Here is a 16,749-nt window from a genome sequence, read left to right on the forward strand (position 1 = left end):
CCGGGCCGACCGGTGAGGTCAGTCCTCGTCGTCCGGGTCACCGGCGGACGGGTCGAGCTCGTCCACGGGGATGCCGGTGAGCGCCGACAGCTGCTCCAGAAGTGCCCGGTGCACCAGCCGGCGCAGCTCCGAGCGCGACGTCGCCCGGTGCTCCAGCGGACGGCGGAACAGCACCACCTGGCCGTTGCGGCCGGGGCCGGCCGGCACGGCTGCGGCGAGCGGCACACGGGCGCTCTGCCAGCCGTCGAGGTTGCCCGGCACCTCCTCGAAGCCGACGTCGATCCCGACGAGCGACCGCGGGCACGACCGTGCGGTGCGGGCGACGGACGCGCGCACGCAGGCGGTGAAGAACTCCGCACCGCGCGTGTGCTGCCGCAGCGGGACGGGCGCCCCGGTGAACGGATTGGGGGCGGCCAGGGGGCCGCGCAGGCCGCGTCCGTGTCGCTCCCGTCGCCTCATGGGGCCACCCTACCCAGCTGCGGGGCGGCCGGTGGCGGGCGGGTCGCCACACCGCCGCGGCTCCCGGGAACCGCGTTGGCCCGACGGTAACGTTGCGCCGTGATCAACCGGCGCTGCTCGCGGACCGCGTGCACCGAGGCCGCCGTGGCCACGCTGACCTTCGTCTACGCGGACTCCACGGCCGTGGTCGGGCCCCTGGCCCTGCGCACCGAGCCGGGCACCTACGACCTGTGCCGCACCCACTCCCGCGGGCTCAGCGTGCCCCGTGGCTGGGAGGTGATCCGGCTCCCGGGCGACCTGGACAGCCCGCGCGCGTCCACGGACGACCTGATGGCACTGGCCGACGCCGTGCGCCGCGCGGGGCTGGCCGACAGCCCGCCCGAACCGGTGCAGCCCGCGGTCACCCGGCGCAAGGGACACCTGGCCGTGCTCGCCGACCCCGAGGACGACTGAGCCTCCCCCTGCCAGTGTCCGGCGCGCGAGCGAGCGGCCCGCCGGGACGCCGGCAGGTAGGCTCACCAGCGTGATCCAGCCCCAGGTATTCAAGGCCAACGACATCCGCGGAGTCATCAGCGGCGAGCATCCGGAGTGGGACCTCGACGGTGCCCGCGCCATCGGCGCGGCCTTCGCCGCAGCCTTCGGGCTCGAGGGACGCGAGTTCGTGATGGGCCGCGACATGCGTGCCGGCGGCCGGGAACTCAGCCTCGCCTTCGCCGAGGGGGCCCGCGGCCAGGGTGCGAGCGTCCTCGACGTCGGGCTGGCCAGCACCGACGGCCTGTGGTTCGCCTCGGGGCACACCCACCTCCCGGGCGTGCAGTTCACCGCGTCCCACAACCCCGCCGCGTACAACGGCGTGAAGTTCTGCCTGCCGGACGCGGCGCCGATCACCCCGGAGCTGATGGCCCGGATCACCGAGTTGTCCTACGTTGAACTACCCCCCGTCGCCCGGCCCGGCGGGTATCGTGAGGACGACCTGCTCGGCGCCTACGCCGCCCACCTGCACGGCCTGGTCGACCTGTCCGGCCTGCGGCGCCTCACCGTGGTGGTGGACGCGGGCAACGGCATGGCCGGCTACACCACCCCCGCTGTGCTCGGCCCGCTGGACGTGGAGATCATCGGGCTCTACACCGACCTCGACGGCAGCTTCCCGAACCATCCGCCGAACCCGCTCGAGCCGGAGAACCTGGTGGACGCGCAGCGCGCCGTCCGCGAGCACGGCGCCGACCTCGCCCTCGTCTTCGACGGCGACGCCGACCGCTGCTTCATCATCGACGAGCGGGGAGAGGTCGTGAGCCCCTCCGTGGTCACCGCGCTGATCGCCCGGGCCGAGCTCGCGCGCGAGCCCGGCGGGACGATCGTGGTGAACACCATCACCTCCCGGACGGTCGGCGAAGTGGTGGCCGCCGCCGGCGGGGCACTCGCAACGAGCGCCGTCGGCCACACGAAGATGAAGGCGGTGATGGCCGCCCACCACGCGATTTTCGGCGGTGAGCACTCCGCGCACTACTACTTTCGCGACTTCTGGGGCGCCGACACCGGCATGCTGGCCGCGCTCCACGTGCTCGCGCTGGTGGGCCGGTCGGGACGCCCGATGTCCGCCCTCGCCGCCGAGCTGCCGCAGTACGAGGCGTCCGGCGAGATCAACAGCACGGTCAGCGACCCGAAGGCCGCCATGGCCGAGGTCGCGGAGGCGTTCGCCGGGCGCGGGGAGGTGAGCTGGGTGGACGGGCTGCTGGTCACCAGCGTTGACTGGTGGGTGAGCGTCCGCGAGTCCAACACCGAGCCGCTGCTGCGGCTCAACGTCGAGGCAAGGGACGCCGGTACCGTCGCGGCCCTGCGTGACGAAGCACTGTCGATCATCCGAAAGGACCGGTCATGAGCGACCTGCCCGCAGAAGTCCTCGAGCTTCTGGTCTGCCCCGCCTGCCACGCCACCCTCGCCTGGGACTACGAGGCCTCCGAGCTGGCCTGCACCGGCCCCGACTGCGGGCTGGCCTACCCGGTGCGCGACGGCATCCCGATCCTCCTCGTCGACGAGGCCCGGCGGCCCGGCACCGCCGGCTGAGCGCGATGTACGAGTTCGATGACTCCCGGCTGGAGGACCCCGACGCCCTCCGGGCCGCCGACCACCTGCTGCGACCGCTGGCGGAGGCCGGGGCGCGGGTGCGTCGCGAGTCCGTGTCCGCGGAGGGCCCCCTGGCCGCGCTGGACGCCGACGAGCGTCCCCGCGCCCTGATCACCTTCGGGCCGGAGGCGCGCCTGCTGCGCGCCGTCCTCGAACCCACCTGCCCGGTGCCGCTGGTGGCCTGGCCGCGCCTGGGCCTGCCGGGCTGGGTCGGCCCGCTCGACATCGTCGTGGTGATGGGCGGGGGCGACAAGGTGAGCCTCGCCGCGGCCTTCGAGGCCGTCCGCCGCGGGTGCCGGCTGCTGGTGGTGTGCCCCCAGGACTCGGTGCTCGCCCGCCAGTCCGCGTCGGCGTCCACCACGCTGCTGCCCACGGTCACCGGCGATCCGCTCGCCGCGGCCGTCGTCGCGCTCGTCGCGCTGCACCGGCTGGGCCTCGGCCCCTCGGTCAACCCCGAGGGGGTGGCCGACGCCCTCGACCAGGTGGCGACCGACTCCTCGCTCGCGCTCGACGCGACCCAGAACCCCGCCAAGGCCGTGGCGCTGGAACTCGCCGACGCCAAGCCGATGGTGTGGGGCGGCTCGATCCTCGCCGCGCGGGCCAGCCGCCGCATCGCGGAGGCCCTGCGCTCGGCGAGCGGCCGCATCGTGCTCTCCGCGGACGCCGGCGCGCTGCTCCCGCTGCTGACCGAGGTGCCGCCGCGCGACCCGTTCGCGGACCCCTTCGAGGAGACCGGCGCCGAGCAGCGCCCCGGCCTGGTGCTGGTGGACGACGGCATGGACGACGAGCACGCCGCAGAGGAGCGCGTACGGCTGCGCTCCACCGCGCTCGCCCAGGACGTGCTGGTGTCGAACCTGTCCCACCAGGCGGGGACGGCGGTCGAGCGGTACGCGACCGTGCTCCAGCAGGGCCTGTTCGCCGCGGCGTACCTGCAGGTGGGCCTCGGCCGGGCGTGAGCCTGCGCCCCCGCGCACCGAACGGTGCGAGACGGTGGGCCCCCGCCCACCTCTCTGGCAGGATGTGACCCCGTGAGCAGTCATGGCGGGACAAGGGCGATCATCGCGGCCCTGACGGCGAATGCCTTCATCGCGGCCACCAAGTTCGGCGCCTGGGCACTGACCGGTGCCGCGTCGATGCTCGCCGAGGGCGTGCACTCCGTCGCCGACACCGGCAACCAGATCCTGCTGCTCCGCGGGGGCAGGGTGGCCCAGCGCGAGGCCACAGAGGAGCACCCGTTCGGCTACGGGCGGGCCCCGTTCATCAGCGCGTTCCTCGTGTCGGTGATCCTGTTCAGCCTGGGCGGCCTGTTCGCCCTCTACGAGGCCTTCCACAAGCTCGAGGAAGTCCTGCACGGCGTCCCCAACGAGCTGCTGGAGGGCGGCTGGTGGTGGGTGCCGCTGGTGGTGCTGGGCGCGGCCATCGTCGCGGAGGGGTTCAGCTTCCGCACCGCCATCCGGGAGTCCCTGCCGCTGAAGGGGACGCAGTCCTGGCCGCGGTTCATCCGGACGTCGAAGTCGCCCGACCTGCCGGTGATCCTGCTGGAGGACTTCGCCGCGCTGCTCGGCCTGCTCTTCGCCCTCTTCGGCGTCGGACTCACGCTCGTCACCCACAACGGTGTCTGGGACGTCGTCGGCACCTCGCTGATCGGCGTCCTGCTGATCATCGTGGCGATCACCCTCGCGATCGAGACCCGTTCCCTGCTGCTGGGGGAGTCGGCCACGCCCGAGGCCGTGTCGGCGATCACCGCGTCGCTGGCCTCCGCGGCCGGCGTCCAGCGGGTGATCCACCTCAAGACCCTGCACCTGGGGCCGGACGAGGTGCTGGTGGCGGCGAAGATCGCCGTCGAGCCCACGGAGTCCGCCGCCCGCGTGGCCGAGGTGATCGACAACGCGGAGGTGGCGATCCGCGCGGCGAACCCCCAGGTGACCGCGCTGTACCTGGAACCGGACATCGACCGGGGCACCCCGGGGGACGCCGCGCCGGCCACCGGCACGAGCGCCGGCTGACCCGGGGGGCTCCCCGGGAAGGGCCGGTTGTGGGCCCTTCGCGGGCGTCGCGTAGTCTGACCCCTCGTGGACTACACGGTTGCTGACCTGAACCTGGCCGCCTTCGGGCGTGAGCAGATCACCCTCGCCGAGCACGAGATGCCCGGCCTGATGGCGCTGCGGCGGCGCTACGGCGACAGCCGGCCGCTGCGCGGCGCCCGGATCGCCGGCTCCCTGCACATGACCGTCCAGACGGCTGTGCTGATCGAGACGCTGGTCGCCCTCGGTGCGGAGGTGCGCTGGGCGTCCTGCAACATCTTCTCCACCCAGGACGAGGCGGCCGCGGCGGTCGTCGTGGGTCCGGACGGCACCCCCGACGACCCCAGGGGCGTGCCCGTGTTCGCCTGGAAGGGCGAGACGCTGTCGGAGTACTGGGCGGCCACGGAGCGGATCCTCGACTGGGGCGACCGCCGGCCCAACATGATCCTCGACGACGGCGGCGACGCCACGCTCCTGGTGCACAAGGGCGTCGAGTTCGCCAAGGCCGGCGCCGTGCCGGAGGCGTCCGCGTCCGACTCGGCCGAGTACCAGGTGGTGCTGGCCACGCTGCGCCAGTCCCAGCTCGACTGGGTGGGCATCGCCAACAGCATCTTCGGGGTGACGGAGGAGACCACCACCGGCGTCCACCGCCTCTACGAGATGGCCCGCAACAACTCGCTGCTGTTCCCGGCCATCAACGTCAACGACTCGGTCACCAAGAGCAAGTTCGACAACCGCTACGGCATCCGGCACTCCCTCATCGACGGCATCAACCGCGCCACCGACGTGCTGATCGGCGGCAAGCTCGCCGTCGTGTGCGGCTACGGCGACGTCGGGAAGGGCTGCGCGGCCGCGCTGTCCGGGCAGGGTGCCCGGGTCGTCGTGACCGAGGTCGACCCGATCTGCGCGCTCCAGGCGTCCATGGACGGCTACCAGGTCGCGACGCTGGAGGACGTGATCGGCACCGCGGACATCTTCATCACGGCCACCGGCTGCGTCCACGTGATCACCGCGGACCAGATGTCGCGGATGAAGCACCTGGCGATCGTGGGCAACATCGGCCACTTCGACAACGAGATCGACATGGCCGGGCTGGAGGCGCTCGAGGGCGTCACCCGGACGCCGGTCAAGCCGCAGGTCGACCGCTGGAACTTCCCGGACGGCCACGCGATCATCGTGCTCAGCGAGGGGCGCCTGCTGAACCTCGGCAACGCCACCGGGCACCCGAGCTTCGTGATGAGCACGTCGTTCACCAACCAGGTCCTGGCGCAGCTGGAGCTCTTCACCCGGCCCGAGACCTACCCGGTGGGCGTGTACACGCTGCCCAAGCAGCTTGACGAGTACGTCGCCCGGCTGCACCTCGACGCCCTGGGGGTGCGCCTCACCGAGTTGTCGCCGGAGCAGGCCGACTACCTCGGCGTGCCGGCAGAGGGCCCGTTCAAGGCGGAGAACTACCGGTACTGAAGCCCGGGCTCAGCCCCGGGGCACCTCGAAGCGCTTCAGGGTGGCCTTGCCGTCGGCGAGGGTCTTCCACGCGCCGCGGTAGGTGAGCACGGCCAGCCCGGCCGTCGGGTACTTGGCCTGCACGCGCTCGGCCAGGGCCGACGGCTTGGCGAGGCTGGTCACCAGGTCGCCGAGCGTGGGCTGGTGACCGATCAGCAGCGCGGTGTGGACGGTCTCGTCCAGCTCGCGCAGCTCCGAGAGGAGTTCCCCGGGCCAGGCGTGGTAGATGAGTTCGGAGACCCGGACGTCCGCACAGCTGGCGCCGCCGTCCACCGCCCCCGCCCAGGTCTGCTGGACCCGGGTCGCGGTCGAGGCCAGGACGACGTCGAGGTCGTACCCGGCGAGGACCTTGCCCGCGGCCACGGCGTCCCGCTCGCCGCGCTCGGAGAGCGGGCGGCGCAGGTCGGCCTCCGCGGTCTGCCAGGACGACTTGGCGTGCCGCAGGACGATCAGCGTCTTCGATGCCATGCCCACATCCTAGGGGTGACGCGGACGCACCTCCCGCGGCCCAGGCCCTAGGCTGCCCCTGGCAGGGATCCGCCGCGGAAGGGGCCAGCATGCGACAGCTCGACTTCACCCTCGACACCACGTCGCGGGAGGCGGTGCTCCAGGTCAGCGCGCGCGGCCGGCTGATCCTGGTGCACCCGATGGCCAACCGGGGCACAGCGTTCACGATCCAGGAGCGGGAGCAGCTGGGACTCTCCGGGCTCCTGCCGAGCCGCGTGACCACGATCGAGGAGCAGATGCGCCGCTCCTACGCGCAGTACCTGCGCTCCCCGTCGCCGCTGGCCAAGTTCATCCAGCTCGCCCAGTTGCGCGACCGCAACGAGGTGCTGTTCTACCGGCTCCTCAGCGAGCACCTGGAGGAGATGCTGCCGATCATCTACACCCCGACGATCGGCGAGGCGATCGAGCGGTTCAGCCACGAGTACACCGGCGCCCGCGGGGTCTTCCTCTCCATCGACCACCCCGAGCAGGTCGAGCGGTCGCTGATGGACTTCGAGATGGACGCCGACGACGTCGACCTGGTGGTGGTGACCGACTCCGAGGGCATCCTCGGCATCGGCGACCAGGGCATCGGCGGCTTCCAGATCGCCGTCGGCAAGCTGGGCGTGTACACCGCGGCCGCGGGCATCCACCCGCGCCGCGCGATCCCGGTCGTGCTCGACGTGGGCACCGACAACCTCGGCCTGCTGAACAGCGACCTGTACCTCGGCGAGCGGCACGCGCGGGTGCGCGGGGAGCGCTACGACGAGTTCATCGAGCTGTTCGTGCAGACCGTCACCCGGCTCTTCCCGAACGCGATGCTGCACTGGGAGGACTTCGGGGCCGGCAACGCGCACCGCATCCTCCAGCGCTACTCCGGCAGCATCTGCACCTTCAACGACGACATCCAGGGCACGGCCGCGGTCGTCCTCGCCGCGGTCCTTGCCGCCGTCCGGCTGACCGGCGTGCCGCTGCCGGAGCACCGGGTGGTGATCCACGGTGCCGGCACGGCGGGGGTCGGGATCGCCGACCTGATCCGGGAGGCGATGGCGCGGGCCGGGACGCCGCCGGAGGACACCCACGCCGCGTTCTACACCCTGAACAGCCGGGGACTGGTGGTCGAGGACAGCGAGGGCGTGCGCGACTTCCAGCGTCCGTACGCGCGCACCCGCGCGGAGGTGGCGGGCTGGACCGTCGCCGACCCCCACCGGATCACGCTGGAGGAGGTCGTCCGCGAGGTGCGGCCCACCATCCTGATCGGCACCTCCGCCCGCCACGGCGCCTTCAGCGAGGAGGTCGTGACCACGATGGCCGCGCACTGCGAGCGGCCGATCATCATGCCGTTGTCGAACCCGACCAGCCGCAGCGAGGCCCACCCGGCCGACGTACTGGCCTGGACCGACGGGCGCGCCCTGATCGCCACCGGCAGCCCGTTCGGCACCATCCGGCACGGCGAGACCTACCACACCATCGCGCAGGCCAACAACGCGCTGATCTTCCCCGGGCTGGGCCTGGGGGTCTCCGTGGTGCGGGCGACCCGGGTGACGGACGAGATGATCTACGCCGCGGCCGACGCCCTGGCGGGCCTGATGAACGAATACCGGCCAGGGGCGTCCCTGCTGCCCTCGATGAGCGACCTGCGGGTGGTGGCGGCCACGGTGGCGAAGGCGGTCGCGGAGACCGCGGAGCGCCAGGGGCTGGCGCGCCGGCCGATGACCAACCCGATCAACGACATCTACCAGCGCATGTGGAAGCCGGAGTACCCCCGGCTGGAGATCCTCCCCGCCAGGGAGCCCTGAGCGGGGCTACTCCTCGCCGTCGCCGCCGGGACGCAGCGACTGCCAGATCTCCTTGCACTCCGGGCAGACCGGGTAGCGGTCGGGGTTGCGGGAGGGCACCCACACCTTGCCGCACAGGGCGATCACCGGCGTGCCCATCACCATCGCCTCGGTCAGCTTGGCCTTCGGCACGTAGTGGGAGAAGCGCTCGTGGTCGCCCTCCTCGGGCCGCAGGTCCGGGCGCACATCGGTGCGCTCCTTGACGATCGTGGTCACCTGCGGGTTCTCGGTGGTCATGGGGCCCTCCTCGTGACAGCTTCCGCTACGTCCCAACCTACCCAAGGCCGGCACGGTCGCGCCCCCGGCGGTTCGTGAGAGACTGGTCCGCTGTTCGGCAGGAGGGCGTGGCGATGGGTGAGGCGGAGCGGGTGGCGGACGCGCCGGCGCGCACGTCCCGCCGCGGGCTCACCGTCGGGCTGCTGCTCAGCGTGGGCGCGGTCGCGTTCGAGGCGATGGCGGTGGCCACGGCGATGCCGGCCGCCGCTGCCGACCTCGGCGACCTCGACCTGTACGCGTGGACCTTCAGCGCCTTCATGCTGGCGAGTACCTTCGCCACGGTGGCGGCAGGGCGCTTCAGCGACCGCTTCGGTCCCAAGCCGCCGATGGTGGTGGGCTTCGCGGTGTTCGCCGTCGGGCTGGTGGTGTCCGCGCTGGCGCCCACGATGCCGGTGCTGCTGGCCGGACGGTTCATCCAGGGCCTCGGTGGAGGCACCATGAACCTCACCGTGATGGTCCTCGTCGCCCGCGTGTTCGACGAGCGCGAGCGCGCCCTGGTGATCACCGGCTTCTCCGCTGCCTGGATGGTGCCGTCCTTCGTCGGGCCGCCGGTCGCGGCGTGGCTGACCACCGCCCTGTCGTGGCACTGGGTGTTCTGGTCGGTGCTGCCGCTGATGGCGATCGGCGGCGGCCTGATGGCCGGACCCCTGCGCAGGGTGCACCTGCCGCCCCACCACGGCGCCGGCTCCGCCCCTCGGCTCCTGCTCTGGGCCGCGCTGGCCGCTGCGGGGGCGGGCGCCCTCCAGCTCGCAGGGCAGCGCATCGACGTGTGGTCGCTGCTGTGGCTGGCCCTCGGCGCCGGCCTGTTGTGGTGGGCGCTGCCCCCGCTGCTCCCGGCCGGGTTCCGCCCGGCGGGACGCGGCCTGGACGCGGTCCTCGGCGTCCGAGCGCTGAGCGCGGGGGCGTTCGCGGGCGGGCAGGCGTTCCTCCCGCTCATGCTGGTGCAGGCAGAGCACCTTCCCCTGGACTGGGCCGGTTCGGTGCTGATCGTCGGCTCGGTCGGCTGGATGGCCGGTGCCTGGCTCCAGTCGCGGCCGTGGCTGCGGCTGCGGCGCGACCGGATCATCCTCGCCGGGACGCTGAGCACGACCGCGGGCCTGCTGCTGGTTGCCGCGTCCGGCTGGCTGCCCGGACGGCTCCTGATGGCCGCCGTCGCGGGCTGGTTGTTCGGCGGGCTGGGCATGGGCCTCGCGCTGTCGAGCACGTCGCTGGCCGTCATGCAGTTGTCGGAGCCGGTCGCCATCGGGCGCAACACCTCGTCCCTCCAGGTCAGCGAGGCGCTCGGCAACAGCATCGGCGCCGGCCTGGCCGGCACCCTGTTCGTCCTCGGGCTGACCTCCGGCAACAGCGCCCTCGGCTTCGGTGGGGCGCTCACCGCGATGGCGCTGCTCGCCGCCACCTCGGTCGCAACGTCCGTGCGCATCGGACCGGTGGAGAACCACTCCACGACCCGCTGAACGGACCGGTGTGCGACGCGCCCACAGGCGATAAAGTCTCGATGTCGAGATACCCGAGGGGGTGCGGTGGCTGACGAGGTCGACCTGATCCTCGCCGCGTGGGCGCGGGAGCTGCCCGGCGTGGACGTCACGCCGCTGGGCAGCCTGTCGCGGCTGAGCCGCCTCGCCAAGCACCTCGACCGCGCGCGCAGCGAGGCGTTCGGCGCCCACGGGCTCGAGGGGTGGGAGTTCGACGTGCTGGCCGCGCTGCGGCGCCAGGGGCGTCCCTACGAGCTGTCGCCGGGCGAGCTGATCCGGGCCACCTTGTCGACGTCCGGCACGATGACCAACCGGGTGAACCGGCTCGAGGCCCGCGGGCTGGTGGTGCGCCAGCCCAACGCCGACGACCGGCGGGGCGTGCTGGTGCGGCTCACCGATGAGGGACGCGAGCGCGTCGAGGGCGCGCTGGCCGACCTGCTGGCCTTCGAGCGCAGGGTGCTGGCGGTCGTCGAACCGGCCGAGCGCGACGCCCTCGCCGGACTGCTGCGGCGGCTGCTCGCGCCGTTCGAGGGGAGCTGAGCGGCGGGGCAGTATCGTTAACCGACCCGTCCGCTCCCACGAAGGCGTGCCGCACGACATGGCTCTCTCCAATCCGTTCCTGGCCGAACTCGCGGCCGCTTTCGGGATCGCCACCGAGTTCTGGGACTGGAAGGGCCGTCACACCGAGGTGACGGACGAGACGGTGATCGCCATCCTCGCCGCCATGGACGTGGACGCGTCCGACCCCGAGCACGCCAGGACCTCGCTGGAGGCCCTGCGCCAGCGCCCGTGGACCCGCCTGCTGCCGCCCTGCGTGGTGATGGAGCAGGGCACGCCGCGCACCGTGCAGGTGCACCTGCCCGAGGGCAACTGGGTGCGGGTCGCGGTGCGCCTGGAGGAGGGCGGCTTCCGCGACGTGCCGCAGGTGCGCGACGACGAGCCGCCACGCTGGATCGACGGCGTGCTCACCGGGCAGGCGTCCTTCGAACTGCCCGCGGACCTCCCCCTGGGCTACCACCGGCTCCAGGCCACCACGGAGGCGGGGCAGTCGGAATCGACGCTCGTGGTCAGCCCCGCGTTCCTCGGCTTCCCCCCGTCGATGGGGGAGAAGCGGGCGTGGGGCTACGCCGCGCAGCTGTACAGCGTCACCTCGGCCGACTCCTGGGGAGTCGGCGACCTCGCGGACCTCGCCGACCTGGCGACCTGGTCGGCCACCCAGCAGTTCGCCGGCTTCGTGCTGGTGAACCCGCTGCACGCCGCCCAGCCGGAGCCGCCGCTCGAGGCGTCGCCGTACCTGCCGACCTCTCGGCGCTACGTGAACCCGCTCTACATCCGTCCGGAGCTGATCCCGGAGTTCGCCGAGCTGGACGAGAAGTCGCGGGCCCGGATCGCGCACCTGAAGAGCCGGCTGAGGAAGGACCTGGCGGGCGAGAGCCTGATCTGTCGCAACGAGGTGTGGGAGGCGAAGATCGAGGCCCTGCGGGTCATCTACGAGCACGGCCTGCGTCCCGTCCGCCGGATGGCGTTCAACGACTTCTGGCGTCGCGAGGGACGCAGCCTCACCCAGTTCGCCACGTGGTCGGCGCTGGTCACCCGCTTCGGTGGGGACTGGCGCGAGTGGCCGGCAGAACTGCGGCGTCCGTCCTCCCCGACGGTGGCGCTGTTCGCCCAGCAGCACGTCGACCAGATCATCTTCTACGCCTGGCTCCAGTGGGTCGCGGACAACCAGCTGCGCGCGGCGCAGTCGGCGGCGACGGACGCCGGCATGCGCATCGGGATCATGAACGACCTCGCGGTGGGCGTGAGCCCGTGGAGCGCGGAGGCCTGGACCTTCGGCAACCTGTTCGCCGACGGCATCGGCGTGGGGGCTCCGCCGGACCCGTTCAACCAGGCGGGCCAGGACTGGGGGCAGGCGCCGTGGCGTCCGGACCGTCTCGACGACCTGTCCTACGCGCCGTTCCGCAACATGGTGGCCGGCATCCTCCGGCACTCCGGGGGCATCCGGGTCGACCACATCATGGGGATGTTCCGGCTGTGGTGGATCCCCAAGGGCCTCGGCCCGGGCCAGGGTGCCTACGTCCGGTACAACCACGAGGCGATGGTCGGCATCCTCGCGCTGGAGGCCCACCGGGCCGGCGCGCTGGTGGTGGGTGAGGACCTCGGCGTGGTCGAGCCGTGGGTGCGCACGTACCTGCGTGATCGCGGCATCCTCGGCACGTCGATCGCGTGGTTCGAGCGTGACGAGGGCGGTCGTCCGCTGGCGCCCGAGGAGTGGCGCGAGTACTGCCTGGCGTCCGTGACCACCCACGACCTGCCGCCCACGGCGGGCTACCTGGCCGGGGACCACATCCGTCTCCAGCACGAGCTGGGGCTGCTCACCGAGTCGCTGGAGACCGAGCTGGCGGCGGCGGAGCACGACCGTGCGACCTACATCCGGACCCTGCGCGAGCGCGGCTTCCTCACCGCGGACCCGGCCACGACGGAGGACATCGTCCAGGCGCTGCACCGCTACCTCGTCGCCACGCCGTCGCGGGTGCTCTGCGCGTCCCTCACCGACGCGGTGGGCGATCGCCGGACGCAGAACCAGCCCGGCACGAGTACCGAGTACCCGAACTGGCGGATCCCCCTGTCCGGCCCGGACGGCCGGCCGATGAGCCTCGAGCAGCTGTACACCGACGAGCGCGCCTTCCGGCTCGCCGGCATCATGAACGACTTCAGCGGCCCGATCCTCCTCCCGCGCTCGGAGACCGAACTGGTGGTGTAGCCCGCCGCGGGTTTCCGGCCGCACCCGGGTCCCCGTCGGGCCGTCCGCGCTGTCACCGCGGGTTTCGGAGCGCTCCGGCCCCCAATTCGGGCCTCTGGACGCGCCGAAACCCGCACCGAGAGGCAGGCCCACCGGGCAGGTCACGTCCAGCGAGCCGAAACCCGCGGTGGGGAGCTCAGGCGCCGGTGGACGGGAGGGGCAGCCCGTTGACCAGGAGGTCGTGGACGCGGTGTGCCGCCCGTCGGGCATCCTCGCCCCGGGACACCCGGGCCATGGCCGTGCTGATCAGGGCCTGGACGTAGGGGGTGACCCCGGCCGGGTCGTCCACCCCTGCGTCGGCGAGGATGGCCGCCAGCGGCTCCTGGAGGGCGTCGTGGAGCGCGGCGACCTCCTCCGCGCGGTGAGCGCCGAGGTCGGCGAACCGCAGGGTGGTGGCCAGCCCGTGCCGCCCGTCCGCGGCCATCTCCATCGTCGCCTCGATGTAGCGCCGAAGCCGGGGCAGCCCGGCAGGCACGCCGTCGAGGGACGCCGCAAGGTCACGGCTCCACCCTTCGAAGGCATCGAGGGCGACGGCCACGAGCAGGTCCTCGCGCGTGTTGAAGTAGTCGTACACGCTGGTGCGCGCCATGCCGGCGCGCTCGGCGACGGCGGTCGGCGTGACCGCGGCCACGCCGCCGGACTCGACCAGCCCGGCCGCCGCGCGCAGCAGGGCGCGGCGCTGGGTCGCGCGGTGCTCCGCGACGGTCGCGGCCGAGATCCGTGGCACCCGGCAAGTATGACCCCTCCTTGGTTTTCGACACAGTGTCGGTAACATGGCGGTGTTCCCGGCCCACGTCGACCAGAAGGACCTCCATGCGCAAGCTGTTCATCGCCGCCGCCACCTACCTCGCCGCCGGACTCGCGTCCGGGCTGTTCTACCGGGAGTTCACCAAGCTCAACGGCTTCCCGGAGGGCACCGCGACCCAGCTCGGCTTCGTGCACACCCACCTGCTCGCGCTGGGCACGCTGGTGATGCTCATCGTGCTGGCCCTGGAGAAGACGATGGGGCTGTCGGCCGACCGTCGCTTCACCTGGTTCTTCTGGACGTACAACGCCGGCGTGGCGCTCACCGCGGCGATGATGACCTGGCACGGCATCCTCACGGTGCTCGGCCAGCCCTCGTCGGCCGCCATCGCCGGCGTCGCGGGCCTCGGGCACATGCTGGTGACCGCCGGCTTCGTGCTCCTCTTCCTCGCCCTCGGTTCGGCGGTCCGCCGCCACAGCGTGGTCGAGGCGGCGGAGACCACCGCCTGAGCAGAGGCCGCCGGCGCTACAACGCGGCGCGCACCAGCGCGAGCACCGCGGCGGCGTAGGCGTCGGAGGCATCGCCGGCGACGAAGAGCCGCTCGGGCCCGCCCGGGATCTGCGCGAGCACCTGGTACTCCCCTGTGACCGCGCGGGCCAGGCTGAGGAACGCCGCCCCGAGCAGCTCCCTCAGCTGGTCCTCCCGCGGTAGCCACAGCGCCTGGTCGAGCTGGACGGAATCCAGCGCCCACTCGGTGGTGCCGTTGAAGGCGAGCAGCGTCCCGGTGGGGTACTCCCGGGCCTCCACGACCATGTCGGCGACCGTGAAGACCTCCCCGCGCACCTCTGCGGTGCGCAGGGTGAACCGGTCGCCGGCGCGCGGACGCCACCGCAGCCCGGCGCGGTCGAGGCTCTGGGCGAGCGAGATCGAGATCACGTTCGCATTATCCGCGCCCGCTCCCAACCAGGGTGGCCTCCGCCGCCTGCGAGACCACCTCGGCCAGTCCGGCGGGCGCCCTACGCCGCTGTTCGTCCGAGCCTGTCCCGCGCAGTCGCAGCTCCGACCACAGTTCGCGGACGAGGTCCCACTCACCCTGCTCGGCGAGCACGGGGCGCACGTGGACGAGCAGGGCCTCCACCACCGCCGCTGCCGCGGCGGTCCGTCCGGTGGCCGGTGACACGAGGGTGTCGCCGAGCCCGTGGCGGCCGGCCCGCCACGACGCCGCGCGCAGCAGTTCGAGCCGGGTGCCGGGCGCGGCGGTTCCCGCGAGGGCGTCCCTCGCCGCCGTCTCGACGAGGGCACGGACGAGGACGGCCAGCAGCAGCGCGTCGGCCTGCCGCAGGCAGACGTCGGCGATCCGCACCTCCACGGTGGGGTAATTGCGCGACAGGCGCGCGTCGAAGTAGACCATGGCGGGGTCGAGGGCTGCCCCGGTTGCCAGCAGGCCGTCCACGGTATCGGCGTAGGCCCGCGCCGAGCCGAACGGGCCGGCCGGTCCGGCGGTGGGCCACCGGCGCCACACCTGTGAGCGGTAGCTGGCGTAGCCGGTGTCGATGCCCTGCCAGAAGGGGGAGTTCGCGCTGAGCGCGAGCAGGCACGGCAGCCACGGGCCGAGCCGGTCGATGACGGCCACGCCCTCGTCGTCGTCGGACACCCCGACGTGCACATGGCACCCGCAGGTCAGCTGCTCGCGCGCGGTCAGGCCGAAGGCCTCGGTCATCCGCTCGTAGCGGGGGTTCGGGGTGATCGTCGGCGCACCGGGCAGCGGGGACGTGCCGACGGCCACCAGCCGGGCTCCGACCTCGGTGGCGGCCAGCGCTGCCGACCGGCGGCGGTGGGCGAGCTGCCCGGCCAGGTCGCCGGCGGCGAGGCACGGCTGGGTGCCGGTCTCCAGCATCTGCTGCATCAGCTCCAGCTCCACCGGAGCCGCCTCCGCCGCGGCCGTCGCCACCCCGACCGGCACACCGGCCAGGTCGACCAGCAGGAACTCCTCCTCGACACCCACGGTGCGCATCGCGTCTCCCTCCGCCTGGGACCGCCCCGCGGCACTCCGCTGTTACCCCGCGGACGTGCCGACTCGAACATAACCCCGGCTCCGGCCGCCGCGCACCGTGGGCGGGGGAGGGCATGATGGGCGGGTGAGCGAGGCGACCGGGCCGGACGAGGCGGCCGAGGAGCTGTACGCCGGACCGCCGGCGGAGTTCGTCGCCCGCCGCGACGCGCTCGCCGCGCAGGCACGCACCCGGGGAGACCGGGCCGCGGCGGCGCGGATCAAGGCGCTGCGGCGACCCACGGTGGGCGCGTGGTACCTCAACACCGGCGCCCGGGCGGACCTGCCGTCCCTGGGTGCCGTGCTCGAGCTCGGCGGGCTGCTGCGCCGTGCGCAGGCCGACGGCGACGTCCCCGCCCTCCGCGACCTGGCGCGCCGTCGGGGTCCCCTGGTCGCGGAGGTGGTCCGCGACCTGACCGCGCTGATGGCCGGGCAGGGGACGGTGGCCACGCCTGCGGCCCTGGACGAGGTGCGCACCACCCTTGCCGCGGCGTTGGCCGACCCTACGGTCGCGGCGCTGGTCGAGCAGGGACGCGTGGACCGGCCCTACTCCTACGGCGGGTTCGGTGACGTCCCGCCCGCTGCCGCGCCTCCCGAGCCGCCGGGCGGGTCCGGTGACGCGCCGGTCGACCTGGCCGCGGCCCGGCGCGCCCGCGAGGAGGCCGAGCGGGTCCGCAGGGAGGCGGCGGAGCAGGAGTGGGCGGACGCGTCCGCGGCGAGCGGGGCGGCCACCGCCCGGCGCGCGGCGGCCGAATCCACGGTGGGCGAGTCGCGGGCGAGGATCGAGGGGCTGGAAGCCGCGCTCACCGCGGCGCGGCGTGAACTCGCCGCGGCCGAGGACGGCCTTGCGGACGCCGCCGCGCAGGAGCGGGCCGCGACCGCGCGGCTCGACCGGGCGCGTCGCGCGTTGCCGTCCTGACCTGGTCGCGGACCCACGGGCGCCGGCACGACGGTGCAGGCTGCGGT

Annotated in this window: 18 protein-coding genes; 12 read left to right on the top strand and 6 right to left on the bottom strand. The window is 73.3% G+C overall.

What is annotated here, in order from left to right; translation table 11 throughout:
• Positions 1-18: 18 nt before the first annotated feature.
• The gene (locus ACFQQJ_RS03605) at positions 19-459 is read right to left on the bottom strand and encodes a metallopeptidase family protein (protein ID WP_377104197.1); all 441 of its coding nucleotides are present in this window, start codon (positions 457-459) and stop codon (positions 19-21) included.
• Between the two features lie 99 nt (positions 460-558).
• On the opposite strand from ACFQQJ_RS03605, the gene ACFQQJ_RS03610 reads away from it, so the two are divergent.
• The 6 genes from ACFQQJ_RS03610 (at position 559) to ahcY (ending at position 6,071) form a co-directional block, all read left to right on the top strand.
• On the top strand, positions 559-912 hold the full coding sequence (locus ACFQQJ_RS03610; protein WP_377104199.1) for a DUF3499 domain-containing protein: 354 nt from the start codon (positions 559-561) through the stop codon (positions 910-912).
• A 70-nt stretch (positions 913-982) separates the two neighbouring features.
• Positions 983-2,338 carry a phosphomannomutase/phosphoglucomutase gene (manB, locus tag ACFQQJ_RS03615; protein ID WP_377104201.1) on the top strand — a complete coding sequence of 452 codons (1,356 nt, stop codon included), beginning with the start codon at positions 983-985 and terminating at the stop codon, positions 2,336-2,338.
• Positions 2,335-2,523 (top strand): Trm112 family protein, encoded by a 189-nt coding sequence (locus ACFQQJ_RS03620; protein ID WP_377104204.1) that lies wholly within the window; start codon positions 2,335-2,337, stop codon positions 2,521-2,523. Before manB ends, ACFQQJ_RS03620 begins: the two co-directional genes overlap by 4 nt.
• 5 nt (positions 2,524-2,528) lie before the next feature.
• Positions 2,529-3,539 carry a hypothetical protein gene (locus tag ACFQQJ_RS03625; RefSeq protein ID WP_377104206.1) on the top strand — a complete coding sequence of 337 codons (1,011 nt, stop codon included), beginning with the start codon at positions 2,529-2,531 and terminating at the stop codon, positions 3,537-3,539.
• A 72-nt stretch (positions 3,540-3,611) separates the two neighbouring features.
• The gene (locus tag ACFQQJ_RS03630; RefSeq protein WP_377104208.1) at positions 3,612-4,589 is read left to right on the top strand and encodes a cation diffusion facilitator family transporter; all 978 of its coding nucleotides are present in this window, start codon (positions 3,612-3,614) and stop codon (positions 4,587-4,589) included.
• Positions 4,590-4,655: 66 nt separating this feature from the next.
• Positions 4,656-6,071: an adenosylhomocysteinase gene (ahcY, locus tag ACFQQJ_RS03635; protein WP_377104210.1), complete on the top strand. Its 1,416-nt coding sequence runs from the start codon at positions 4,656-4,658 to the stop codon at positions 6,069-6,071.
• A gap of 9 nt (positions 6,072-6,080) precedes the next feature.
• Here the strand turns inward: ahcY and ACFQQJ_RS03640 are convergent, their stop codons facing one another.
• A complete protein-coding gene (locus ACFQQJ_RS03640) occupies positions 6,081-6,578 on the bottom strand; it encodes a SixA phosphatase family protein (protein ID WP_377104212.1) in 498 nt (165 codons plus the stop codon).
• 89 nt (positions 6,579-6,667) lie between these two features.
• Between ACFQQJ_RS03640 and ACFQQJ_RS03645 the strand changes: the two genes are divergently transcribed.
• Positions 6,668-8,395 carry an NAD-dependent malic enzyme gene (locus ACFQQJ_RS03645; RefSeq protein WP_377104214.1) on the top strand — a complete coding sequence of 576 codons (1,728 nt, stop codon included), beginning with the start codon at positions 6,668-6,670 and terminating at the stop codon, positions 8,393-8,395.
• A gap of 6 nt (positions 8,396-8,401) precedes the next feature.
• Here the strand turns inward: ACFQQJ_RS03645 and ACFQQJ_RS03650 are convergent, their stop codons facing one another.
• A complete protein-coding gene (locus ACFQQJ_RS03650; RefSeq protein WP_377104216.1) occupies positions 8,402-8,671 on the bottom strand; it encodes a DUF3039 domain-containing protein in 270 nt (89 codons plus the stop codon).
• Positions 8,672-8,784: 113 nt separating this feature from the next.
• Here ACFQQJ_RS03650 and ACFQQJ_RS03655 point away from each other — a divergent pair, with 113 nt between their 5' ends.
• From ACFQQJ_RS03655 to malQ, 3 genes are all read left to right on the top strand, one after another.
• On the top strand, positions 8,785-10,167 hold the full coding sequence (locus ACFQQJ_RS03655; RefSeq protein WP_377104298.1) for an MFS transporter: 1,383 nt from the start codon (positions 8,785-8,787) through the stop codon (positions 10,165-10,167).
• A gap of 66 nt (positions 10,168-10,233) precedes the next feature.
• Positions 10,234-10,725 (top strand): MarR family winged helix-turn-helix transcriptional regulator, encoded by a 492-nt coding sequence (locus tag ACFQQJ_RS03660; RefSeq protein ID WP_377104218.1) that lies wholly within the window; start codon positions 10,234-10,236, stop codon positions 10,723-10,725.
• Positions 10,726-10,783: 58 nt separating this feature from the next.
• Complete coding sequence (gene malQ, locus ACFQQJ_RS03665) at positions 10,784-12,949, top strand: 4-alpha-glucanotransferase (protein WP_377104220.1); 2,166 nt, start codon at positions 10,784-10,786, stop codon at positions 12,947-12,949.
• Between the two features lie 175 nt (positions 12,950-13,124).
• On the opposite strand, the gene ACFQQJ_RS03670 is transcribed toward malQ, so the two are convergent.
• A complete protein-coding gene (locus tag ACFQQJ_RS03670) occupies positions 13,125-13,715 on the bottom strand; it encodes a TetR/AcrR family transcriptional regulator (RefSeq protein ID WP_377104222.1) in 591 nt (196 codons plus the stop codon).
• 86 nt (positions 13,716-13,801) lie between these two features.
• On the opposite strand from ACFQQJ_RS03670, the gene ACFQQJ_RS03675 reads away from it, so the two are divergent.
• The gene (locus ACFQQJ_RS03675) at positions 13,802-14,242 is read left to right on the top strand and encodes a DUF2871 domain-containing protein (RefSeq protein ID WP_377104224.1); all 441 of its coding nucleotides are present in this window, start codon (positions 13,802-13,804) and stop codon (positions 14,240-14,242) included.
• Positions 14,243-14,258: 16 nt separating this feature from the next.
• Here ACFQQJ_RS03675 and ACFQQJ_RS03680 read toward each other — a convergent pair whose 3' ends face one another.
• Positions 14,259-14,669, bottom strand: a complete 411-nt coding sequence (locus tag ACFQQJ_RS03680) for a pilus assembly protein CpaE (RefSeq protein WP_377104226.1) — start codon at positions 14,667-14,669, stop codon at positions 14,259-14,261.
• 7 nt (positions 14,670-14,676) lie between these two features.
• Positions 14,677-15,747, bottom strand: a complete 1,071-nt coding sequence (locus ACFQQJ_RS03685; protein ID WP_377104228.1) for a glutamate--cysteine ligase — start codon at positions 15,745-15,747, stop codon at positions 14,677-14,679.
• A gap of 124 nt (positions 15,748-15,871) precedes the next feature.
• Here ACFQQJ_RS03685 and ACFQQJ_RS03690 point away from each other — a divergent pair, with 124 nt between their 5' ends.
• On the top strand, positions 15,872-16,702 hold the full coding sequence (locus ACFQQJ_RS03690) for a hypothetical protein (RefSeq protein ID WP_377104230.1): 831 nt from the start codon (positions 15,872-15,874) through the stop codon (positions 16,700-16,702).
• Positions 16,703-16,749 lie beyond the last annotated feature (47 nt).

The organism is Propionicimonas sp. T2.31MG-18 (assembly GCF_964266745.1).
In the GTDB taxonomy this organism is placed as follows: domain Bacteria; phylum Actinomycetota; class Actinomycetes; order Propionibacteriales; family Propionibacteriaceae; genus Propionicimonas.

Coding starts and splice junctions, on each gene's coding strand:
- ACFQQJ_RS03605 (WP_377104197.1), bottom strand. CDS start 459: ATGAGGCGACGGGAGCGACACGGACGCGGCCTGCGCGGCCCCCTGGCC.
- ACFQQJ_RS03620 (WP_377104204.1), top strand. CDS start 2,335: ATGAGCGACCTGCCCGCAGAAGTCCTCGAGCTTCTGGTCTGCCCCGCC.
- ACFQQJ_RS03625 (WP_377104206.1), top strand. CDS start 2,529: ATGTACGAGTTCGATGACTCCCGGCTGGAGGACCCCGACGCCCTCCGG.
- ACFQQJ_RS03640 (WP_377104212.1), bottom strand. CDS start 6,578: ATGGCATCGAAGACGCTGATCGTCCTGCGGCACGCCAAGTCGTCCTGG.
- ACFQQJ_RS03645 (WP_377104214.1), top strand. CDS start 6,668: ATGCGACAGCTCGACTTCACCCTCGACACCACGTCGCGGGAGGCGGTG.
- ACFQQJ_RS03650 (WP_377104216.1), bottom strand. CDS start 8,671: ATGACCACCGAGAACCCGCAGGTGACCACGATCGTCAAGGAGCGCACC.
- ACFQQJ_RS03655 (WP_377104298.1), top strand. CDS start 8,785: ATGGGTGAGGCGGAGCGGGTGGCGGACGCGCCGGCGCGCACGTCCCGC.
- malQ (WP_377104220.1), top strand. CDS start 10,784: ATGGCTCTCTCCAATCCGTTCCTGGCCGAACTCGCGGCCGCTTTCGGG.
- ACFQQJ_RS03675 (WP_377104224.1), top strand. CDS start 13,802: ATGCGCAAGCTGTTCATCGCCGCCGCCACCTACCTCGCCGCCGGACTC.
- ACFQQJ_RS03685 (WP_377104228.1), bottom strand. CDS start 15,747: ATGCGCACCGTGGGTGTCGAGGAGGAGTTCCTGCTGGTCGACCTGGCC.